A 21,594-nucleotide genomic window follows, 5' to 3' on the forward strand; every position below is an offset into this window, starting at 1 on the left:
CACTAGCCCTTATCATGAAATGCGTGATAGATCTGCTCCGCCAAGGCTGTACTGACACCTTCGACACTGGCAATATCCTCTATACCTGCCCTCGACAGCTCCTGCAGACCACCAAACTGTTTCATCAACCTCTGTCTACGCTTGGGACCAATACCGGGTATCTGTTCCAGAACTGAGCGATTTCGGGTCTTGGAACGCCGCTGCCGATGGGCCGTAATGGCAAATCGATGGGCTTCATCCCGAATCTGTTGGATTAAATGCAGTGCCGGTGAATCAGCAGGCAGTATAATGGGTGCCCTGCGCCCCAACAAGAACAGCTGTTCCATACCCGCCTTTCGTTCCACACCTTTAGCCACCCCTAACAGGGTCAACCCTGAGATACCGAGATCCTGCAATCGATCATGTACAGCGCCGATCTGGCCCTTGCCCCCATCGATGAGCAGTATATCAGGCAGTGCCACCTCCCCTTTCTTGACCCTACGATAGCGACGTTCAAGGGCCTGAGCCATGGCAGCGTAATCATCCCCCGGGGTGATGCCTTCGATATTGAAACGCCGGTAGTCGGACTTCAACGGCCCCTGCTCATTGAAGACCACACAGGATGCCACCGTCGACTCACCCCGGGTGTGGCTGATGTCAAAGCACTCCATCCGCTCCGGGATTGCCGGCAATTGCAAGGCCTGCTGCAAGGCCTGCAGGCGCTCTTCCATACCGGCCTGGGCACTGAGTCTGGCCTGCAGGGCCATTTCCGCATTCCCCTGGGCCATTTTCAACCAACGGGCACGCTCCCCACGTACCCTGCTGCTGATACGGACCCGATGATCGGCCTGTCTGCTGAGCACCTCCTGCAGCAGTCCCTGCTCCGCCAACTGCTGATTGATGATGATCTCATTGGGAACCGGTTTTTCCAGATAGTATTGGGAGACAAAGGCCTGCAGGATGGTCTCTTCGGTAGCATCCCGGGGTGCGGATGGATAGAACGACTTATTCCCGAGATTGCGACCAGCGCGAATATAAAACACCTGGATACAGACACTCCCTCCCTGCTTGGCCAGGGCAACGATATCCAGGTCCCCCCCCTCGCCACTCACATATTGCCGCTCATGGATTCGCCTTAAATGTTTGATTTGATCCCGATAGATAGCCGCTTGTTCAAAATCCAGTTGCTGGGAGGCACACTCCATGAGCGTCACCAGCTCGTCGATCACCTGGCTTGTTTTGCCTTCCAGAAAGAGCACCGCATGCTGCACATCCTCCGCATAGGCCTCAGCAGATGTCAGTCCGACACAGGGCCCGCTGCAGCGCTTAATCTGATATTGCAGACAGGCCCTGGAGCGATTGCGAAAAAAACTCTCCTCGCATTGACGCACGGGAAAAATCTTTTGCAACACCTGCAGGGTCTCCCGGGTCGATGCAGCACTGGGATAGGGACCGAAATAGCGACCCTTGCCCCGTCGTGCACCGCGCCGGAACGAGAGTGCCGGGTAGGTATGATCTGTGGAAAGATAGATATAGGGGTAACTCTTGTCGTCCCGTAACAGCACATTGTATTTAGGCTTGAGAGACTTGATGAGGTGATTTTCCAGCAGCAGCGCTTCGGCTTCAGTATGGGTGACGATGACCTCGATATTGGCAATCTGCCCCACCATGCTCTGAATGCGTCGATTGAGGCTGCGGGTAAAATAGCTGGAGACCCGTTTTTTCAGATTCTTGGCCTTGCCCACATAGAGTACCTTGCCCTCCACATTGAGCATGCGATAGACACCTGGCCTGGTGGTCAGGGTCTTGAGATAGCCGGTGTGATCAAATTCCCTCTGCTGCATGATTCAGTACTAGGGCCTGTTAACATTAATCCAGTGCACTCTGCTGGGACTGTTTTTGCGCCCAGCAAGGCAGAATGAGCGTGGTGTAGCACCGCTACATGAGCGAATGATAACGCCGCTGGGCGCAAAAACAGCCCCAGCCCTTCGGGTTGCGCCCCGAAGGAAGTGCCCTTGGGGTGCGCCTGAAAAAGCGCCACTCAGCGTTGCTCGTCGTTCATTTGGAGTCACCAAACTTCTCTCCTCGCGCCTTGATTGGCGCTTTTTCAGGCACAACAGAGTGCATTGGATTAGTGTTAACAGGCCCTAAGTGTTAACACTAATCTGTTTATGATATTACCAAGCTTTATCCTTATGACGACAGGCAGCCGGAAATCAATGGGGTCAGAAATAGGGGGGTTATTCCGCAGAATCGACTATCGACTCTCGAGCAGTTCCCGGGCACGCCGAAAGATCTTTTGAAACATGGCTGGGGTAAGCCTGCGGGTCTGGGTGTTGTAGCGACTGCAATGATAGGAGTCGATCATCAGCTGCCGTTCACTCAGCTGATGTTCTGTAGCGTGAGCAAATGGGAAGCTCTTCTGCCTGAGCCCCAGGGCCTTGATTACAGCCTGGTGGGCAATCGAGCCCAGGCTGATGACAATACTGTTGTGCGGCATTGCATCCAATTCATTCCGCAGAAAGCCGTTACAACTATTGATTTCACTGCCCACGGGTTTGTTTTGAGGCGGCAGACACTTCACCGCATTGGTGATGCGGCAGTTATGCAGCTTTAGTCCATCGTTTCGGGAAACGGCCTCGGGTTGATTGGAAAAACCGAATTCGTAGAGCGTGTCATATAGCAGGATGCCGGCGTGATCACCGGTAAATGGTCGACCGGTAGCGTTGGCGCCATGCATACCAGGCGCCAGACCGACGACCAGCAATTGTGCATCGGCAGCACCGAATGGGGCCACTGGAGCGGCATGATAATCGGGATAATCGACCTTCACCTGGCCAAGAAAATCAACCAAGCGCGGGCAACTACGACACTTGGCATCGAAGATCATGAGTTGTTTTCGCTGTCTTTCAGGATTCCATGTCGATACGCAAGGCGCGTCAATTCCACATCATTTTTAATATCGAGTTTATCGTAAATACGTTGCCGATAGGTGCTGACGGTTTTCGGACTGAGGGAAAGGATATCGGATATTTCCAGGTTCTTATGTCCCTCGAGTATCTGTAGCAATACCTGCACTTCCCTGGATGACAAGGCCTTGAACGGATTCTCTGAGCTTCCCTGCCACTCGGTAAGGGTATGTTTCCTGGCCACATCGGATGCGATGTAGTGATGACCACCATGCACAGCCCTAAGGGCACGCAGCATCTCATCGGCTGGGCACCCCTTGGTGAGAAAGCCCATGGCACCCACCTCATGCAGGCGCGAGGGAAAGGGATCTTCATCAAGAACGGTTAGGGCAATCACCTTCAGGTCAGGTTTGATGCGCAACAGCCTGCGGGTCGCTTCAATACCGCCCATACCCGGCATGTTGACGTCCATCAACACAACGTCCGGAGAAGTCTGATGCAGCAGCTCAATCGCCTCTTCTCCGCTTGACGCTTCTCCAGTGACATCGATATCGGGTGCTTTGTCCAAAATGCCTTTTACACCGGTTCTAATCAGTTCGTGATCATCAACCAGTAGAACTTTTATCATTTCTGTATCTCATGAGGTCCCTCTTGTGTATTTCTGCGAACCGGAATTGCATTCCTTTTATCTCATCCAGAGCATCCCGGCAGACCGACATATCGGTACTAATGTACCCCAAACCGCCGGTTACGGCGAGTACCCTAAGTCATTAGATATTCAATCCTCAGCACTTCTGTCAACTATATTCCGGTAGCAGCATTTCACCCGTAACCATGTGATTTTTGAGATCAAATCCATGGCCTTGCGCAACACAATAGTGCAACCATTTGGAGAGAAACAGGTTGATTCGCCAACGTTGCTCGAGGGTGGGATTGCCCCCCCATCGATGCAGGGGCAGACTCGACTGTCTAAGATCCATCACATCGATCTGCCTGGAATCGTGATAGACCCTAAGCGTTGCATCAGGGTCGGGGTAGTCACCTACAACATGGCTGAAATAGTAGGTTAAGTGGACAAGCGTGGTATAGGGGGTCTGTTCCAGGGCCTCGAGGTGGAGATCCATGCCCCGCGCAAGGTTGGATTGATACTTGCCTGACATCTCGGCAAGTGCCGGTGCCAAGCGCATCAACGATGCATAGTTTTCCTCACTCAGATCCAGCACCATTCCCACGCTTGGTCTCGCGCTCAACATCTTGCGTATGTTCCATGGGTAACTGGCTCTATACATGAATGGATTCAACTTCCTCTTCTCTGGGTAGACAATAGTATAAGCGAGGCGGTAGATGGTCGAGTTATCAACCCGGTATATAAAAGTGCGGGGTCAATAATAGAAAACCCTGGATTGATAACTTCATCCAGGGTTACCAAACAAAAAAGCAGGTCAGGGCGACGCCATGCAACTTGCGAAGCCCTTTTCACCATTCCACAGCGCGGCTTAAAGTCTCCTGATGCGCTGATTGCCGGTATACCTTATCCAAATCCCACCACCCGGGATGCGGTAAGACACTCAGTCAGGCATTTTGTCCCTTCTGTTGATCCGCTTCGATTTGCGCGCGAACCTCGTTCATGTCCAGCTCGCCTGCTTTACCCAATAATTCACGAAAGGCGGATTCCGGTAGGGCGCCTGGTTGGGAGAAAATGATGATATTGTCACGAAAAATCATCAGCGTTGGAATCGAGCGCACCTGAAAATGCATCGCCAGTTCCTGCTCTTCCTCGGTATTGACCTTACCGAAAACGATATTATCGTGATCCTCTGACACCGACTCGTAAGTTGGCGCAAAAGACCTGCAGGGCCCACACCAGGGAGCCCAAAAGTCAATGATGACAAAATCGTTCTCTGTAATTGTCGATTCGAAGTTATCTTTTGTCAGTTCTACTACTGCCACTTTCCGGCCCCTTGCTGAAATCTAAAAAATTGATGGGATATTATCAGAATAGCCGATTTAATTCTTCTCGGAATAATCAAACAGACGATACTATCGAGTCACTCAAAATCTGCTGCCGGTATAACAATAATCTGAGTTGTATAGGCATGAGTTGAGTTCTCTGAAAGGCCGCTCCCATGAGCAGCCTTGCTGATGACCGGACTCAGAAAACCTTTCGTATCGCCCTATCCCAGGCCTTGAAAAATCTGCTCCCGAATCTCATCCACACCACCTACCCCATTGATTTTCAAATACTTGCAGCCACCTGACTCTGCAACTTTGGAGTAGAAGCTAATTAGCGGCTCGGTCTGATCGTGATAGACCTTCAAGCGCGCTTTGACTGTCTCTTCCTGGTCATCATCCCGTTGAATGAGATCTTCACCGGTTACGTCATCTTTACCCTCAGATTTTGGAGGGTTATAGATAACATGATAGGTTCGACCGGAGGCGAGATGCACCCGTCGTCCGGACATACGCTTGATGATCTCCTCATCGGGCACATCGATCTCTACCACGGCATCGATAGGCACGCCTGCCTCTTTAAGTGACTCTGCCTGAGGTATGGTGCGTGGAAAGCCGTCAAACAGATAGCCGTTTTTGCAGTCATCCTCGGCAATGCGCTCCTTGACCATGCCCATGATGATGTCATCGGAAACCAAACCACCCTCATCCATGATCTTTTTGGCGGCAGCACCAAGCTCTGTTCCCGCCTTGACGTGTGCCCGCAGCATATCGCCAGTGGAGATTTGGGGGATCTGATACTTCTCTTTGATGTAGTTGGCCTGAGTGCCTTTACCGGCTCCCGGCCCACCGAGCAGTATGACGCGCATAATGATACTCCTTTGGTTTGTTATAAGAATTGGGGCAGTGTGCCACGCCCTGGCAGCTTGAACCAGTTGAGGCTATCAATAGGTGGATACAGGGTGTTTATGAAGGAGAGTCCCTCCTCCTTCGATCCAAAGAGATAAGAAAAAATCTCCCCTACATACTATCAACCCGATGCGAGCTTTAGCATTAAACTATTGAGACGCCGCACAAAAGCTGCGGGATCATCCAACTGCCCGCCTTCAGCAAGCTGAGCCTGATCGAAGAGCACCTTGGTCAGATCGCCGAATTTATCACCATCCTGTTCGGTTTCCAGACGCTCAACCAGCGGATGAGAGGCATTGATCTCCATGATCGGCTTGGTTTGAGGCGCGTCCTGTCCGACTGATTTGAGGACCCTGGCCAGATTGGCACTCATATCGTGCTCCTCCACCACCAGACAGGCGGGAGAGTCGGTGAGGCGTTGGCTGATACGAATCTCCTTGACCGTCTCACCCAGCACCTCCTGCATGCGCTGCAACAGCGCCTTGTGCTCCTCCGACTCTTTTTCGCTGTTCTCCTTCTCTTCCTTGTCTTCCAGGTCCCCCAAGTCAAGGGCGCCTTTGGCCACCGATTGCAGGGTTTTACCGTCAAACTCTGTCAGGCTTGTCACCAGCCATTCATCGACCCGGTCTGACAGCAACAATACTTCAACATCCTTCTTCTTGAGTACTTCAAGATGTGGACTGAAGCGCGCCGCCGCCGCGGTATCGGCGGTGATATAGTAGATTTTATCTTGACCCTCTTGCATGCGGGAAACATAGTCCGCCAATGAGACACTCTTTTCGTCAGTCTCGTTATGGGTGCTGGCGAATCGCAACAAACCGGCAATCCGCTCCCGATTGGCGTAGTCTTCTGCAGGGCCCTCCTTCAACACCTTGCCGAATTGATCCCAGAAGGTCTGATACTTCTCCTTATCCGCTTCCGCCAGCTTCTCCAATGCCGACATAATACGTTTTACATTGGCCTGTCGAATGGTGTCGATCTTGCGGTTATGTTGCAGAATTTCACGGGATACATTGAGGGGCAGGTCATCCGAATCCACCACGCCTTTCACGAAGCGTAGATAGCGGGGCATGAGCTTATCCGCCTCGTCCATGATAAACACGCGCCGCACGAAGAGTTTCACACCATGCTTCTGATCCCGGTCCCAGAGATCGAAAGGGGCCCGCTGAGGTATATACAACAGAGCAGTGTATTCATTGTTACCCTCTACCCTGTTATGCACATAGGTCAGCGGGTCCTCGAAGTCGTGAGAGACGTGCTTGTAAAACTCATGGTACTCCTCTTCGGAGATATCGTTTCGATTGCGCATCCAAAGGGCTGTGCCTTTATTGACCCGCTCGAACTCCGGTGCCTCCGGTTTCTCCTCGTCTTCGGCGTAATGCTCCTTCTCCATCTCCACCGGAATGGTAATGTGGTCGGAGAACTTGGAGATGATGGAGCGCAGTCGATAGCTCTCCAGGAACTCCTTTTCATCCTCGCGCAGGTGGAGAATAACGTCCGTGCCGCGGCTCTTTTTATCCAGGTTTTCGATGGTGAAGGAACCCTCCCCGCCAGATTCCCAGCGCACCCCATGCTCCTCTCCCAAACCGGCGCGACGGGTCAGCAGTGTCACCTTATCGGCAACGATGAAGGCGGAATAGAAGCCCACCCCGAACTGGCCAATCAACTCGCTGTCCTTGGTCTGGTCCCCGGACATGGCTTCGAAGAACTTACGCGTACCCGAGCTGGCAATGGTACCGATGGTTTCAGCCACCTCCTGCCGGCTCATGCCGATACCGTTATCGGAGATAGTGACGGTTCCCGCCTCTGGGTCGAGAGTCACCCTGACCCTGAGTTCAGGATCGTTCTCGAACAGGGCTTCGTCGGTCAGGGCTTCGAATCTCAATTTCTCCGCTGCGTCGGAGGCGTTCGAGACCAGCTCGCGTAGAAATATCTCTTTGTTGCTGTACAGCGAACGGATTACCAGGTTGAGTACCTGGCTAACTTCTGCTTGGAATTCAAGGGTTTCCTTATGGGCTTCGACAGTCATCTTTAGCTTAGGTCTCCAACGGATTAGATTAACGATAGGATAATTGGTTAGCTATCAACCATCGCTTGATATGGGGATTCAAAGGCCGTTTTCAAGCCCTCTGGTGAAATTAGAGCTCTGTTACGAAACCGATACTCGCTCTATTCTCTTCGTAACTGTTGTCATCCATCTCAGCTTCCCGCTCGTAATGGGCAAGACTCAGAGAAATTCTACTGTCTTGGCCGATCTGATAATTCACGCCGAGGGAGGTCGACAATTGATCATAGGTCAAGGTCTCCTGTTCATGATCGGCGCCTATAACGTGAATGTAACCGCTCATCAGCCGTGAAAGTCTGCGCTGAATCAACAACCCGACTTCGATATCTTCCGTGTCTCTTCCTTCACGATCATAGATACGCTCCTGGAGTACGGCCTGCAAACCGATAGAGGTTCTACCCGTCTGATAGGTGAACTCGGTTGAAAACCTTTTACTCTCGTAGTAATCCTCGGTAATAGTAGGACTGTAAGCACCACGGGTCGTGACGGGAAATGATTCCAGTATGGGATCCCTAACCATTTCTCCGAATGCGTCCACACGTTCAAACAGGGGTTGTGTCCTCAGTTCTTCTCGGGCACTGATGAAATCCTGCTCATACCTGGCTGTCCATATGGTTCTACTTGAGCGATGACTGAAATCAAAATAGTAGTCATCGCCAAATGAGCGTTCACCCACACCCAGTGCGATACTGGTTCTCGGATTGGGGGTGTAAATCGCTCCCACACTCCATGTTGTGTCATCTCTATCCTCGGTTACCGCCAATTCATAATTTTCGTAACCCACGGAGAAAGAGAGCGCCCATTGCTGGGTCAGTTTCTGGATATATTCGGCACGAATAATCTGGGTTTCATTATTCACATCCAGATTCTGATATTCCACATCACTCTGTTGGAGTAACAGTTCCCATATCTGGTTTGTAAACATGCTACCGCTACCGAAGGCGATCTCTGCCCGCTTACCGGTACTATCGTTATCTAATTCTTCGGAATAGTTGACCTTATCTCCGGTCAACCTGGCCTCTACCACGCTAAAGTTACCTAATCTGCCAGTCAAATAGGGACTTATGCCCAGGGTGTAGTAATCGGTATCATCCTCGGCACCGGTTATGCCATCGATGCTCGTTCTTCCGGTACTGGTGATATTGGTTCTATCAGCCCTCAACCAACCATCAATGAACAGGTGGTTCTCAGCAAGTTCAACATTACCCTCAGTACGCATAAAATGAACAACCTCATTATCGGAGGTCCCATCCCTGTAATGGCGGTATTGAGGTGCATAGTTGAAATCCAATGATGCCCTGCCCCCCTCCTTGAGAATCGACAAGGTAGGACTCAATACCGTGACGTTGTCGCTGACCGGATCCTCATTCGTCAGATTTACATTGTCAGTGTATATATGACTCAGTCCGATACTTGGTGAGATTACCCAATCGGCCGCATGGACAGCGCTTGAATTCACAGCTATGACCATGCCACACGCAAGACAACCAAATACAATGGAGTTGTCCCCAGTGATCTGCTCCATGACTAAATGATTCAGCTTTTTGATGATCATTTTTCACATCCTTCATCAATCGAAATCTGGTATAAACCAATCTGTATTTAGAATGTCTGCAACATCCTGGATCAAGGTTCGAAATAAGATACGCAGGATAAATCAAGAAGTCGAGAAATAGCGCTCACAAACAAGGAATCCCCATCCAACCCCTTAACAGCCTAATTCAGTTGCCTATATCCCGAACTGAACACCGATCCAATAAAGCCCTATAACCCATTGATTATATGTACTTTCACACACTAATACCACTTACGCACCCAGATCACCTGAAGAATGGCATCTGTTGTCAACCGGGGTTCACATATGGGTACGAATAACGCAACATATAGAAAAAATCGACGACGGCCGAAACGAGCAGCAAATGAATATTGACACAATCATTACCCAACCCTTCGATGATCAGCGCCCAGGCACATCAGGCCTCAGAAAAAAAGTCAAAGTTTTTCAAACACCTCACTATCTAGAGAACTTTGTCCAAGCCATTTTTGATACTCAAGTGGACCTCAAGGGAGGCACCCTTGTGCTTGGCGGGGACGGTCGCTACTACAATCGGGAAGCGATCCAGGTCATTCTGCGCATGGCCAGCGGCAATGGGGTGAAGAAGGTCTTGGTCGGCAGAGGTGGCCTGCTCTCTACTCCCGCTGCCTCCTGCCTCATTCGTCACTATAAAACGGATGGAGGCATCATCCTTTCCGCCAGTCATAATCCTGGTGGTCCCGATGAAGACTTCGGCATAAAATTCAACACCCCCAACGGTGGGCCCGCTCCGGAATCGGTCACTGATGCGATTTTCCAGCGGACAACTGAAATTGCCGAATATCAAATCGCTCAGAGTAAACCCATCGACCTGGATATCCTGGGGAGCATCACCCTGGGTGAGACCCAGATCGAAATCATAGACCCGGTCAAGGACTATGCCGATCTGATGATGGCGCTATTCGACTTTAATCGAATCAGGATGCTCTTCGAATCCGGCATGTTTTCCATGCGCTTCGACGCCATGCATGCGATTACCGGTCCCTACGCCACGGAGATTCTCGAGGGAAGACTGGGCGCTGAACCCGGAACAGTGATCAACGGCACACCCAAGACCGATTTCGGCGGCGGTCACCCCGATCCCAACCTGGTGCATGCGCATCAGCTCGTTGCCCTCACCAAAGGGGCCCATGCGGTCAACTTCGCTGCTGCCTCGGACGGTGATGGTGACAGGAACATGATTCTAGGCTGCAATTTTTTTGTCACCCCAAGCGACAGCCTGGCGATCATGGTGGCCAATGCCCATCTGATCAAGGGCTATTCCGGCGGTATCAGCGGCGTGGCGCGATCCATGCCCACCAGCCAGGCGGCGGACCGGGTGGCGGACAAGCTTGGCCTCCCCTGCTACGAAACCCCCACCGGCTGGAAATTTTTCGGTAATCTGCTGGATGCTCGAAAAATCACCCTCTGCGGTGAGGAGAGCTTTGGTACCGGCTCTGATCATATCCGCGAAAAAGACGGTCTCTGGGCAGTGCTGTTCTGGCTCAATCTACTGGCAGTCAAACAGCAGTCTGTGGAGAAGATCGTCACCGATCACTGGAAGGCCTTCGGCAGGAACTACTATACGCGCTACGACTACGAAGCCATTGACAAGACAGATGCCGAAGCACTGATGGCGTCATTGCGGGATAAGCTGGCAACACTGCCCGGTCAGTCGCTGAACGGCTATCCCATTGAATATGCCGATGACTTCGCCTACACAGATCCCGTGGACGGCAGCGTCTCGGAACGCCAGGGCATTCGCGTGGGTTTCGCCGATGGTTCGAGAATTGTCTTCCGCCTCTCCGGAACCGGCACTGAGGGAGCGACCTTGCGGGTCTATCTGGAGGCCTACGAGGAGGACCCGTCCAAACAGCTACAGTCCACCGAGTCGGTGATGACCGCCCTGGTGGATATCGCCCTGAACCTGGCCGAAATTGAAAAAAGAACAGGACGCACAAAACCCAGCGTGATCACCTAGAAATAGCTAGACAACCCAATAGTGAATCGCATATAAAGCAGCTGTAGCGAGACTGTCACGCACACTTATTAAACTACAATTTATTATTCGATCAATGGGGAGAAATAACGTGGCCAGCAAAGATGAAAAGAGCACCACAACTAAGAAAAAGACCAAGGCCAAGGTGAGTAAGAAAAAGGCAGCAAAGAAAAAAGTAGTGGCGAAGAAATCGACCGCCAAGAAAACCACGAAAAAGAGCAGCACCAGCGCCGCTATCAGCCCAAGGGAGCGTTATGAGATGATCGCGACCATGGCTTACTATCGGGCCGAACAACGCAACTTCGCACCGGGCCACGATGTTGAGGACTGGTTCGAGTGTGAGAGTATCATCGATAACATGATGGAAAAATCGAAGTAACTGTCACCGGACTGGCAACTTGGATTCCGGGCCAGACGACCAGTATGGAATATGGCGTCCCCAAGGGGAGTCGAACCCCTGTTACCGGCGTGAAAGGCCAGTGTCCTAGGCCTCTAGACGATGGGGACAGGTCTCTGCCGGGAATCCAGCGTCGGATGCCGCATGCAAAGTGGAGCGCGAAATCTACGGCACTTTATGTGCCGTGTCAAGGCCCTGTATAGCCCGAAATATGGGATAGCAGAGGAGATCGCCTAGGTTTCAAACAACAGCGCGGCTTGTAGCGACTCAGGGGGTTGCAGCCTATGCCTGGGAGTACCGAGCAGATATCCCTGGATATAATCGCAATCCTGTTGCTGAAGAAAGCTCAGCTGGCTCTCATTCTCGACCCCTTCCGCAATCACAGCGATATTGAAGGCATGCGCCAACTGAATCATCGCTCGCACCAGGCTGGCATCGTTGCTATCCGCGACGACACCATGGATAAACTCCCGGTCAATCTTCAGTAGGTCAAATGGAAACTGGCGTAGATGGCTGAGTGAGGCCTGGCCCGTGCCGAAATCGTCCAATGCGATCCTGACCCCCAGCAACTTTGCCTGCTGCAGGAATTGGTCAGCTTCAGCCAGCTCCTGAGTAAGGGTGTCTTCGGTTATCTCCAGGATCAGACTGCGCGGCGCTATCTTTCCTGCAACCAGGTTCTCAAGCAGATTACGACAAAAAACCGGGTCATTCAGCAGCCTGGCGGAGAGGTTGATGGAGATGGTCACCTTGTCTCCCACTTCGTCCTGTTCTGCCTGAAAGAGAATCGCTTCTTCTAAAAGCGGCTCGAAGAGCGTCGTGATCAGACCTGTATCATCAAGTACCGATAAAAAGTGTTCCGGAGTAAGGATTCCACGCTGTGGGTGATGCCATCGTAGCAGCGCCTCATAACATAAAAGCCTGCCACTAACCGACTCAAGGATGGGTTGGAAGTGGTAGCGGAACTGTCCCGCCTCCACAGCCTGGCGAACCTTATGTTCCTGTTTAAGTCCCTTGGTCGCCCGTTGTGTCATTTCATCGTTAAAAAAGCGATAGGCAGCGCGTCCATGTCGCTTCGCCTCATACATGGCGGTATCGGCATCGCGGATAAGATAGTCAGCGGAAACATCATCAAAAGGCGCCATCGCTATGCCAATGGATGTAGAGATACGTAACTCCTGCCCGGCCACAACAACCGGCTGCTCAACCGCATGCAATATCTTCTCGGCCAGGGGCACCATGTCTTCGCGACTCGATATACCCTCAATCAAAATAGCAAATTCGTCGCCGCTCAACCTTGCTACGGTATCAGAGCTTCGTACCAAGGATATCAGGCGTTCAGCGATCTGTTTCAACAACTCATCCCCGGCCAAATGCCCCAGACTGTCATTGACTTGTTTAAAGCGGTCCAGATCGAGAAACATCAGCCCGATCAGACCATCCCCCCTGAGCGCAATCGCCAATGCATGTTCAAGTCGATCGTGAAACAGTACCCGGTTAGGCAGCTGGGTCAGGGCATCGTGATGCGCCACATGGTCGAGATGGCGTTGGCGATTATGCACCTGATTACGCATATCACTGAAGGCATCCACCAAGTCCTGTATCTCCCTCAAACCGCTATTCGGTGGCACATTCGATTCCAAACCCCCGCTCGCTTCCTGCTTTAAAGCCGCCACCGTCTGACCGATAGGCAACAACAGATTTCGCTTGATGAACTGAAAGGCTAGAAACAGCATCAACAAACCCAACATCGCCATCCCCAAAATCGATAACGACAGCTGTTTTGCAGTTGTCGTAAGCTGAGTGATGCCATCCGCTGACTGAGTGTCGAGGGTAAGGTCGATATGCGAAAAGCGTTGACGTATTCGGTCCAGAAGCGGGGTGATCGTTTCACGCACAATATGCAGATCCATGCGCCAGGTTGGCTTATCCATGAACTGCAATACCTGTTGGTAGTTCATCATCCATGATTTGTAATGGGACTTTATATCCAGCAGACTCTGGTAGAGAATGAATCCCTGTTCATTGCGATCAAAATAGCTCTCCAGATTCTCTACATGCACGATGAATTGTTCGCCAAAATCATTAATAGTATCGTTCCGCCCTTGCGGCTCGATATCCTGATTGGAGGCAAACAGGCCAAACTGATTAGCCACCATGAGACGTAATTCGCCAGTGATACCCATCCATAGCCGTTGCAAAGTGGCAATCTCATTAATTGCATCCACTTGCTGATCCAGGGGAAATCCCAAATCCACCTCCTGGCGTAGCAGTTGAAGTTCGCTGAGAATCCCCTTGTTGTGCGGGTACATCTCCTCCAGCATTAAATTCATGGCGGGAAACCAGCTCTCCACATCACGTCGCACATCGATCAGATTTTGCACCTCCCGCTCCAGTACAAGGTTTTCCTCCAGCAGACCCTCAGCCAGTGCACCCTCATCAGATGGCAGAACCTGCAGGGAATCCACTAAATCGAGGAGTACTTGATCCAGATTGTGTAAGCTTTTCTCTGTTTGAGACAAGTTGATTTTTAACGGCTCGTTGAGAATTCTATGCAGGCCATTTTCCAGGCGATTGAGTTGCATTTGGGCATCCACCAAGACACCAGCAGCAACTGTTCTGGCAGTTATATTGTCAATCTGTTTTTGACTGGTGCTATTTACCAGGTTCCAGCCGAGATAGGCAAAGGTGACCAAGGCCATGCCAACCAAGACGGAAAACAGAGTATAGCGGCCCCGATAGGAATCCAGATCAAGTCTCAGATCTTTAACGCTCCACATATCCACTAGTTCTTATTAGTTCTTTCATTTCAGTGCGTTATGTCTATTCATTATGACTCCGCCTGATGAACATTGGGTGTCAACAACTACGCCATGAAACAGATAATATTCATAGCGTATACAGTCAAGCGTATGCCATTAATGAAAGATAATACCAAACTGATAATATGGGAATTTGCCGACGAATGCAGCCGGGAGTCAGCTGAATCTTGACGGATAGTGATGCCCGATCCGGCGGAGATCCACCAATCAGATCTCCGTCAGACTGCCTTCGAACACAATTTCATTGCTCGGCTTCTGCTTCGGCAACTGATCCGTCTGTTCTATAGAGACCTTGAAGCGATGCTGATCGCTTAGGGTGATCGGCAGATCCATCTGCATACTGCCGTCATGCGGCAACAGGCCCAAAGGGTGAAGATGACCCTGCTCGTCCTCTATCCACAACTGGCAGACCTTGCCCTTCGGTAGTGGGGTCGGCTCTACAGCCTTCACTTTCAGATAGGGTTCGTGGTGCATGGCACCCACCAGCCAACCAGGCTTTGACTGATCGTTGAGGACCACCATTATACTATCCATCTCCACCGCCTGCTGACGGGTGGTCAATAGTGCCGCACCCAGGACCAAAACCAAGCTGGCTGTGATCATGCCCAGATTGCGCCAGAAACTGAGATTGTTCCAAAATCCGGTTGTGGCCTCGACTCTGGTTTCAGCCGGTTCTATTCGTTTCGAGATTTGATCCCATACGGCCTCTGGTGGTGTAACGGGTTCGATGCTATCCAACATCGGTGATAGGCGGCGGTGCCAGGCATCAACCTCGTCCTGCAGCTGTATATCCGTCTGCAGACGGCGTTCGAAATCGATACGCTCCTGACCTTGCAAGGTACCCAGTACATACTCTCCCGCAAGGACATTAAGCTCTTTAAGTTCGTTTTCAGGCATCATGATCAAGACACCTCCTCAATTGATCCAGACCTCGACGTATCCATGTCTTGATCGTACCCAGCGGTGTTTCTGTATAGGCCGCCAGTTCGTCGTGGGTCAGTCCCTTGAAATAGGCCAAAGCAATAACCTGTCGCTGCTGCTCTTTCAAGGCTTGCAGACATTTCTCCAGACGCCTTCCATCATCGCTTTGACTAAGTCCATCCAGCGGCAGCGGATTGTCGTCGACCTGCTCCGGGAAACCCTTGTCGTCGCTCTCCGTGATCTCCCGTTTACGCTTGCGCAGCAGATCCAAGGCTTGGTTTCTCGCTATCGCGGACATCCAGGTCAAGGGCGCTGCCAAATGCGAGCGATAATTTCCCGCATTGTTCCAAACCTTGATGTAGGCGTCCTGCAAACAGTCTTGCGCCAAATCCTCTCTATTCAATATACGCAGCACAACGCCATATAGTTTCGCCGAAGTGATGCTATATAGACGCGAAAATGCCTTGCGATCATTCAGGGCACAAGCGGCAAGCAATCCTTCGAGTTCCTGATTGCGTAAGCGTATGGCTTCCTGTGGATCGGTGTCTCCCTGCGCCATGAACCCCCCCAAGGGATGTGAACTAGGGCCTGTTAACACTAATCCAATGCACTCTGCTGGGACTGTTTTTGCGCCCAGCAAGGCAGAATGAGCGTGGTGTAGCCCGACTACATGAGCGAATGATAACGCCGCTGGGCGCAAAAACAGCCCCAGCCCTTCGGGTTACGCCTGAAAAAGCGCCACTCAGCGTTGCTCGTCGTTCATTTGGAGTCACCAAACTTCTCTCCTCGCGCCTTGATTGGCGCTTTTTCAGGCACAACAGAGTGCATTGGATTAGTGTTAACAGGCCCTAGCCACAAGATTACTGGCCTGGCGCCATGGCGGCAAGAGGAATAAACACTCCTCTTGCCTGCTCCGTGTTATTGACACCCCTGCACTCAGTTGAAACAGATTGTCTAAATCTGTCTGACGATGGGCGCTTAAACTGTACACAGATCCACCTATTCCTGTCCCTCCGGCTCTCCCATATAACCGGAAAACTTCAGACACTGTTTGCCATTGACCTCAACTATCTGCACCGTCTCTCCACCGCCGCGACCAAATCCCTGTACCACCGCCTCTGTCGGAGATACGGGTTGCAATGGCACTCTGATCAGGTTGTCACTCAGATGGGGTGCGCGATAGTGGAGACAGAGCACACCATCCTGATCACTCAATTTAAGATCCTGAATCGAGAACTCTCCATCCGGATTGATGGTGCGATAGCTGCCTAATCGTTTTCTCCATACCGATTCCCATTGATCGGTTTCGATCCTGTTGCCCAACAAGATCTCATTACCGTTCCGATCCGCCACCAGCACATCCATGCCATTGATCTCACGTTCACGTAATCGCAGATCGCCCAACACACGGTAACCATCCGGCAATTGCCTGATACTCTCCGGCGTAAGCCCCAAACTGCCATCCTCGAAGCGCACCAGATCGAGAATGCGTTCGATAATACAGGCACACAGCCTTGGTTGTTCGGCATCGACCATTAACAGCCCCAGGTCGGTTGCGTAGGCACCCTGAGGAGTGTCATAGCTGGCAGGACGGTGATGGGCAATCCGGCGCTGCGACTGTTCGGGAAGTACACCGTGTGTAGAGGCCGCCAATACAATAATGGCTGCCGCCAACTCCTTTGCGACCCGATTGCTATCGGCACCATTGGCCAATACAGCAATACCCAAGCCATGTTCCGGCAACAACATCATTTCAGCACCGAACAACAGGGTAGTGCCACCATGACGGACACGCTTTCCAACCACAGGATGATGATCGATAAACCAGCCGAACCCCGGTGATACACCCAATGAAACCTGGTCGGCCGCCGTCTGTGGCTGAAACATCTGCTTTAACAGTGAATCCGGCAGACCGGGGATATGGGATCCAAGCAGGGCGGTCATCAGCAACCCAAGATCCTCGCCAGTGGTATAGAGGCCCAGTGCCGGAGTATCTCTAAGGGGTGGTTGAGGCCTGCTGCTGCCGTCCAGGTGTCCTTCAGATAGTCTGGCCTTCAACTCCGCTGAAAGCTCAAAACCACTGCTATGCATACCCAGCGGGGTAAACAGGGCGCGCTGGATGAAGTCTGCATAGCGCTGGCCTGAACGCTCCTGTATCAGGTGTCCCAACAGGTCATAACCGATATTCGAATAGCTATAGATCCTGTCCGGGTCGTAGGCGGCATACTCTTCATGCAGCAGGGTCGTCACTTGGGTAAAGGGCGTGTCCGTGTACATCCCTTTGCGCAGGTCGCTGGGGAGTCCACTGCGATGGCACAGCAGTTGCCGGGGTGTCAGGGGTGTTGAATCTTGCTGGTGATGACGTATGGAAAAACCTGACAGCTGGTCCTGCAACGCAAGATCCAGGTCGATCTTGTCTTCTGCAACAAGTTGCAGCACAGCAATCGCAGTGACAGGCTTGGTTAGTGACCCAACCCTGAACAGGGTATCGATATCAACCCCTGCTCCGGTACGGCTGTTAGCGACACCGAACCCTTCAAGCCAAACCGGGCCTTGCCCGTCGACCAGAGCAATACTCAATCCCGGTACTATCTCTTCCTCCAACAACCGGGATATCAATTTCATCGACTCACTCCGCACTGCCGCCATATCGCCCTGGGGGAGGAGCCGGTTCTGTTCGGCCTGATGATCAAGGGTGGCGCAGGATGTGAGCACCAGCAGTATCAGTAGTGCTGGAAATGGCAGGAGTATTGGCGGCACAGATCACCTCAATCTGATCAAATATGGACCAAGCAACCTAATCGACTGAGCCTTATCCCTTATGGCGAGTTAGTCGCACCTATACAACCTTTACGTCAGTTATTGGAAATTGGATTCAATTCATAGAGGTAAATTCAACAATTTGCTGTTGAACCGGCGTTTAGATCTTTTGTTGCCCCTTTGTCACTAGTCTGATTTCTCCCATTTCAGCTAGTATTTTTCTATTATTTCAACTTGTTAAATCTGTAGGACAATTTCAGTGATCCCACCAGGGACCAGGCTTTGGGCGGGGCAAAGGGCCCCGCCCAAAGGAACTACTCACTACCAATCTACCTGTGCACCAACATCGATCAGGGTGCTTGCATATGCATCGCCGAACCCAGGCTGTTCCTTGTGGACGCCATTTGAGAAACCTTCCGAGTAGAGGAAGGAGCTCCCATACTGATCACCAATACCGGGTTGCATGGCCGTCGGCAGTGTGTTCGAGCTAGACAGTCCGATATAGCTGTCGTGACTGTTGCCGATGACCCCGTACAGATCGTCATAGGAGGTGGCGTAGAGGTTGCCGGACAAAATCATGGCTGCGGTTGCTAATAGAATTTTCATTGTAATATTCCTCTTATAGTCAAGTTGTTGGAAAGTGTAATTTGCTGCTTTCAAACATCTATACGAGGTCTATCGAGGATCGGATTCAATTACCCGACAAGTTTGGTCTGTTTTTGCTTCAGCGACCTGTGTCGCCCCTCGCAGATCCTTCCCGAAAATTATTCATGCAACAGTCATAATTCTGCAATATAAGCGTGGCATTCTTGAGTCGTTGACACATTGAGGGTAACTGCACCCATTGCGGGGAAAAGACCATGCGCAGCGACACACACACCTTGAGACCCTTTAAGAATCCCACCTATATCGATTACCTGGTTGGTTGGAAATATCTCTTCGACAGGCACTACAGGGCACATGTCCACAACCGCTGGTCCGATCAGCCCTGGTTTATCTCCGGGACAGAGATGCTCGTAGGCATGGGCAGCATCCTGATCTCGAGCAGTCTCGGCGGGATACTGATGTTCATCATCTGGGATTATTGGCTGAATTAGGAATACAAGACGATTTAGGCTTGGATCTAAATCATCGAGCATAAAAAAAGGGGCCTGATCGGCCCCTTTTTTATTGCCTGGTACGGATCAGGCCTCTTCAACCGCCTTCATGCTGAGACGAATACGGCCCTGTTTATCCACCTCGAGCACCTTGACCTTCACCATATCCCCCTCGGAGAGCTTGTCGCTGACCTTCTCCACACGTTCGTTGGAGATCTGTGAGATATGGACCAGCCCATCCTTGCCGGGCAGGATGGTGACGAAGGCGCCGAAATCCATCAGCTTGGCTACCTTGCCCTCATAGATGGTACCGACCTCCACATCGGCAGTGATCAGTTCCACACGCTTGCGCGCCTCCTCACCGGCGGATTTATCCACCGAGAAGATCTTGACCACACCGTCATCGGTGATATCGACAGTGGCGCCCGTCTCTTCGGTGATGGAGCGGATGGTCACGCCACCCTTGCCGATGACATCGCGTATCTTGTCCGGATTGATCTTGAACTCGATGATGCGTGGGGCATGCTCAGACATCTCGTCACGATGGGCGTTGATGACGCTGTTCATCTCGCCAAGGATGTGCAGACGTCCCTCTTTGGCCTGATCCAGGGCGATCTCCATGATCTCCTTGGTGATACCGTTGATCTTGATATCCATCTGCAGGGCATTGATGCCATCCTCGGTACCGGCCACTTTGAAGTCCATATCGCCCAGGTGATCCTCGTCACCCATGATGTCGGTCAATACCGCGAACTTGTCTCCCTCTTTGATCAGACCCATGGCCACGCCGGCCACAGGCGCCTTGATCGGCACACCCGCATCCATCAATGCCAGACTGGTGCCGCACACGGAAGCCATGGAGGAGGAGCCGTTGGACTCCGTGATCTCCGAGACCACGCGAATCGCGTAGGGGAAATCGCCGATGGTGGGCATACAGGCAAGCACACCGCGCTTGGCCAGACGGCCGTGACCGATTTCACGTCGCTTCGGACTACCGACACGCCCTGTCTCACCCACACAGAATGGGGGAAAGTTATAGTGCAGCATGAAGTGCTCACGACGGGAGCCTTCCAGTGCATCGATGATCTGGGAATCGCGCTCCGTGCCCAAGGTGGTAACCACCAGGGCCTGGGTCTCGCCACGGGTGAACAGGGCGGAGCCGTGGGTTCTTGGCAAAACACCGGTACGCACCGCGATAGGACGAACCGTACGCGTGTCACGCCCATCGATACGGGGTTCCCCATCCAGGACACGGCCCCGGACAAGGCGCTTTTTCAGCTTCTCGAGGGCCCCTTTGACATCGTCGGCACTCCAGCGTGGCTCCGCCTCATCTTCCGGGCAGAGCTTCGCCACCGTCGCCGCCACGACTTCGTCGATGGCCCCATAGCGATCAAGCTTGTCGGCAATGCGATAGGCATCTCCGATGCCCTGGGCGGCCTCGGCCTCGATCGCGGCGGTAAGATCCGCATCCTGTTCCGGCGCTGCAAACTCGGCTGCCGGTTTGTTGACCTCGGCTGCCAGCTCTTTGATCGCCTGGATGACGATCTGAGACTTTTCATGACCGAACAATACCGCACCCAGCATGACCTCTTCCGAGAGCTGATTCGCCTCGGATTCAACCATCAATACAGCCTCTTCCGTACCCGCGACAATCAGGTCCAGATCGGAATCGGGATTGATGCCGGTGGTGGCGGTATTCAGAATGTACTCGCCATCCTTATAGCCGACACGGGCAGCGCCCACCGGACCCTGAAAGGGCAGACCGGAGATCGCGAGGGCCGCGGAAGTACCGATCAGTGAGGGTATCTCGGGATCTACCGCCGGGTTCAGGGACATCACAGTGATAATGACCTGAACCTCGCTGGTGAACCCTTTTGGGAACAGCGGGCGAATCGGGCGATCGATGAGTCTTGCGGTGAGAATCTCCTTTTCGCTCGGACGACCTTCACGGCGAAAAAAACCGCCGGGGATCATGCCGGCGGCATAGGTCTTCTCTTGATAGTCCACGGTCAATGGAAAAAAGTCCCGCGGGATTCTGCTCTGCGCTTCAACCACGGTTACCTGGACCACGGTGTCATCCACGTTAACCATGACTGCGCCATCGGCCTGCCTTGCTATCTCACCGGTTTCGATGGAGACCTTATTGTCTCCCCATTGAAATTCTTTTTTAATTAATGTCACTTTGGAATCCTTGGATAATTGAAGTTGCAGGACGG

General features: G+C 52.2%; 17 protein-coding genes and 1 tRNA gene. 3 read left to right on the forward strand and 15 right to left on the reverse strand.

Features of this window, described 5'->3' with window-relative positions:
- Positions 1-2: 2 nt before the first annotated feature.
- The 8 genes from uvrC to R2K28_RS14380 form a co-directional block, all read right to left on the reverse strand.
- Positions 3-1,823, reverse strand: coding sequence for an excinuclease ABC subunit UvrC (uvrC, locus tag R2K28_RS14345; protein WP_316365400.1), 1,821 nt, complete (start codon positions 1,821-1,823; stop codon positions 3-5).
- 413 nt (positions 1,824-2,236) lie between these two features.
- The gene (locus R2K28_RS14350; RefSeq protein ID WP_316365402.1) at positions 2,237-2,869 is read right to left on the reverse strand and encodes a uracil-DNA glycosylase; all 633 of its coding nucleotides are present in this window, start codon (positions 2,867-2,869) and stop codon (positions 2,237-2,239) included.
- Entirely contained in the window at positions 2,866-3,516 is a 651-nt protein-coding gene (locus R2K28_RS14355; RefSeq protein WP_316365403.1) for a response regulator, read from the reverse strand. Before R2K28_RS14355 ends, R2K28_RS14350 begins: the two co-directional genes overlap by 4 nt.
- Before the next feature lie 169 nt (positions 3,517-3,685).
- Entirely contained in the window at positions 3,686-4,177 is a 492-nt protein-coding gene (locus R2K28_RS14360; protein WP_316365406.1) for a DUF1249 domain-containing protein, read from the reverse strand.
- 283 nt (positions 4,178-4,460) lie between these two features.
- Positions 4,461-4,838 carry a thioredoxin gene (gene trxA / locus R2K28_RS14365; RefSeq protein ID WP_316365407.1) on the reverse strand — a complete coding sequence of 126 codons (378 nt, stop codon included), beginning with the start codon at positions 4,836-4,838 and terminating at the stop codon, positions 4,461-4,463.
- Between the two features lie 224 nt (positions 4,839-5,062).
- Positions 5,063-5,707, reverse strand: a complete 645-nt coding sequence (adk, locus tag R2K28_RS14370) for an adenylate kinase (protein ID WP_316365408.1) — start codon at positions 5,705-5,707, stop codon at positions 5,063-5,065.
- 161 nt (positions 5,708-5,868) lie between these two features.
- Positions 5,869-7,776 (reverse strand): molecular chaperone HtpG, encoded by a 1,908-nt coding sequence (gene htpG / locus R2K28_RS14375; RefSeq protein ID WP_316365410.1) that lies wholly within the window; start codon positions 7,774-7,776, stop codon positions 5,869-5,871.
- Positions 7,777-7,885: 109 nt separating this feature from the next.
- Complete coding sequence (locus R2K28_RS14380) at positions 7,886-9,367, reverse strand: TIGR03016 family PEP-CTERM system-associated outer membrane protein (protein ID WP_316365412.1); 1,482 nt, start codon at positions 9,365-9,367, stop codon at positions 7,886-7,888.
- A 364-nt stretch (positions 9,368-9,731) separates the two neighbouring features.
- On the opposite strand from R2K28_RS14380, the gene R2K28_RS14385 reads away from it, so the two are divergent.
- Positions 9,732-11,366 carry an alpha-D-glucose phosphate-specific phosphoglucomutase gene (locus R2K28_RS14385; RefSeq protein WP_316365414.1) on the forward strand — a complete coding sequence of 545 codons (1,635 nt, stop codon included), beginning with the start codon at positions 9,732-9,734 and terminating at the stop codon, positions 11,364-11,366.
- A gap of 109 nt (positions 11,367-11,475) precedes the next feature.
- Complete coding sequence (locus tag R2K28_RS14390) at positions 11,476-11,763, forward strand: DUF2934 domain-containing protein (RefSeq protein WP_316365417.1); 288 nt, start codon at positions 11,476-11,478, stop codon at positions 11,761-11,763.
- Between the two features lie 52 nt (positions 11,764-11,815).
- On the opposite strand, the gene R2K28_RS14395 is transcribed toward R2K28_RS14390, so the two are convergent.
- The 6 genes from R2K28_RS14395 to R2K28_RS14420 all read right to left on the reverse strand — a co-directional run bounded on the left by R2K28_RS14395 (position 11,816) and on the right by R2K28_RS14420 (position 18,887).
- Positions 11,816-11,891 (reverse strand) — tRNA-Glu (locus R2K28_RS14395).
- A gap of 123 nt (positions 11,892-12,014) precedes the next feature.
- A complete protein-coding gene (locus R2K28_RS14400; protein ID WP_316365418.1) occupies positions 12,015-14,558 on the reverse strand; it encodes an EAL domain-containing protein in 2,544 nt (847 codons plus the stop codon).
- 249 nt (positions 14,559-14,807) lie between these two features.
- Positions 14,808-15,500 (reverse strand): anti-sigma factor, encoded by a 693-nt coding sequence (locus R2K28_RS14405; protein ID WP_316365419.1) that lies wholly within the window; start codon positions 15,498-15,500, stop codon positions 14,808-14,810.
- A complete protein-coding gene (locus tag R2K28_RS14410; protein WP_316365422.1) occupies positions 15,490-16,080 on the reverse strand; it encodes a sigma-70 family RNA polymerase sigma factor in 591 nt (196 codons plus the stop codon). The genes R2K28_RS14405 and R2K28_RS14410 overlap by 11 nt, the downstream gene beginning before the upstream one ends.
- 440 nt (positions 16,081-16,520) lie before the next feature.
- Positions 16,521-18,281 (reverse strand): serine hydrolase domain-containing protein, encoded by a 1,761-nt coding sequence (locus tag R2K28_RS14415; RefSeq protein ID WP_316365424.1) that lies wholly within the window; start codon positions 18,279-18,281, stop codon positions 16,521-16,523.
- Between the two features lie 321 nt (positions 18,282-18,602).
- A complete protein-coding gene (locus R2K28_RS14420) occupies positions 18,603-18,887 on the reverse strand; it encodes a hypothetical protein (protein WP_316365426.1) in 285 nt (94 codons plus the stop codon).
- Between the two features lie 254 nt (positions 18,888-19,141).
- On the opposite strand from R2K28_RS14420, the gene R2K28_RS14425 reads away from it, so the two are divergent.
- Positions 19,142-19,378, forward strand: a complete 237-nt coding sequence (locus tag R2K28_RS14425) for a hypothetical protein (RefSeq protein WP_316365428.1) — start codon at positions 19,142-19,144, stop codon at positions 19,376-19,378.
- Positions 19,379-19,465: 87 nt separating this feature from the next.
- On the opposite strand, the gene pnp is transcribed toward R2K28_RS14425, so the two are convergent.
- A complete protein-coding gene (gene pnp / locus R2K28_RS14430) occupies positions 19,466-21,559 on the reverse strand; it encodes a polyribonucleotide nucleotidyltransferase (RefSeq protein WP_316365429.1) in 2,094 nt (697 codons plus the stop codon).
- Positions 21,560-21,594 lie beyond the last annotated feature (35 nt).

This window comes from Candidatus Thiodiazotropha sp. CDECU1 (genome assembly GCF_963455295.1).
Taxonomy (GTDB): Bacteria; Pseudomonadota; Gammaproteobacteria; order Chromatiales; family Chromatiaceae; genus Thiodiazotropha.

Bases quoted from the DNA above. Each gene is read 5' to 3' on its own strand.
- R2K28_RS14425 (WP_316365428.1), top strand. From the start codon at position 19,142: ATGCGCAGCGACACACACACCTTGAGACCCTTTAAGAATCCCACCTAT.
- htpG (WP_316365410.1), bottom strand. From the start codon at position 7,776: ATGACTGTCGAAGCCCATAAGGAAACCCTTGAATTCCAAGCAGAAGTT.
- R2K28_RS14400 (WP_316365418.1), bottom strand. From the start codon at position 14,558: ATGTGGAGCGTTAAAGATCTGAGACTTGATCTGGATTCCTATCGGGGC.
- R2K28_RS14380 (WP_316365412.1), bottom strand. From the start codon at position 9,367: ATGATCATCAAAAAGCTGAATCATTTAGTCATGGAGCAGATCACTGGG.
- R2K28_RS14410 (WP_316365422.1), bottom strand. From the start codon at position 16,080: ATGGCGCAGGGAGACACCGATCCACAGGAAGCCATACGCTTACGCAAT.
- R2K28_RS14360 (WP_316365406.1), bottom strand. From the start codon at position 4,177: ATGTATAGAGCCAGTTACCCATGGAACATACGCAAGATGTTGAGCGCG.
- uvrC (WP_316365400.1), bottom strand. From the start codon at position 1,823: ATGCAGCAGAGGGAATTTGATCACACCGGCTATCTCAAGACCCTGACC.
- adk (WP_316365408.1), bottom strand. From the start codon at position 5,707: ATGCGCGTCATACTGCTCGGTGGGCCGGGAGCCGGTAAAGGCACTCAG.
- R2K28_RS14420 (WP_316365426.1), bottom strand. From the start codon at position 18,887: ATGAAAATTCTATTAGCAACCGCAGCCATGATTTTGTCCGGCAACCTC.
- R2K28_RS14385 (WP_316365414.1), top strand. From the start codon at position 9,732: ATGAATATTGACACAATCATTACCCAACCCTTCGATGATCAGCGCCCA.
- R2K28_RS14350 (WP_316365402.1), bottom strand. From the start codon at position 2,869: ATGATCTTCGATGCCAAGTGTCGTAGTTGCCCGCGCTTGGTTGATTTT.
- R2K28_RS14405 (WP_316365419.1), bottom strand. From the start codon at position 15,500: ATGATGCCTGAAAACGAACTTAAAGAGCTTAATGTCCTTGCGGGAGAG.
- R2K28_RS14355 (WP_316365403.1), bottom strand. From the start codon at position 3,516: ATGATAAAAGTTCTACTGGTTGATGATCACGAACTGATTAGAACCGGT.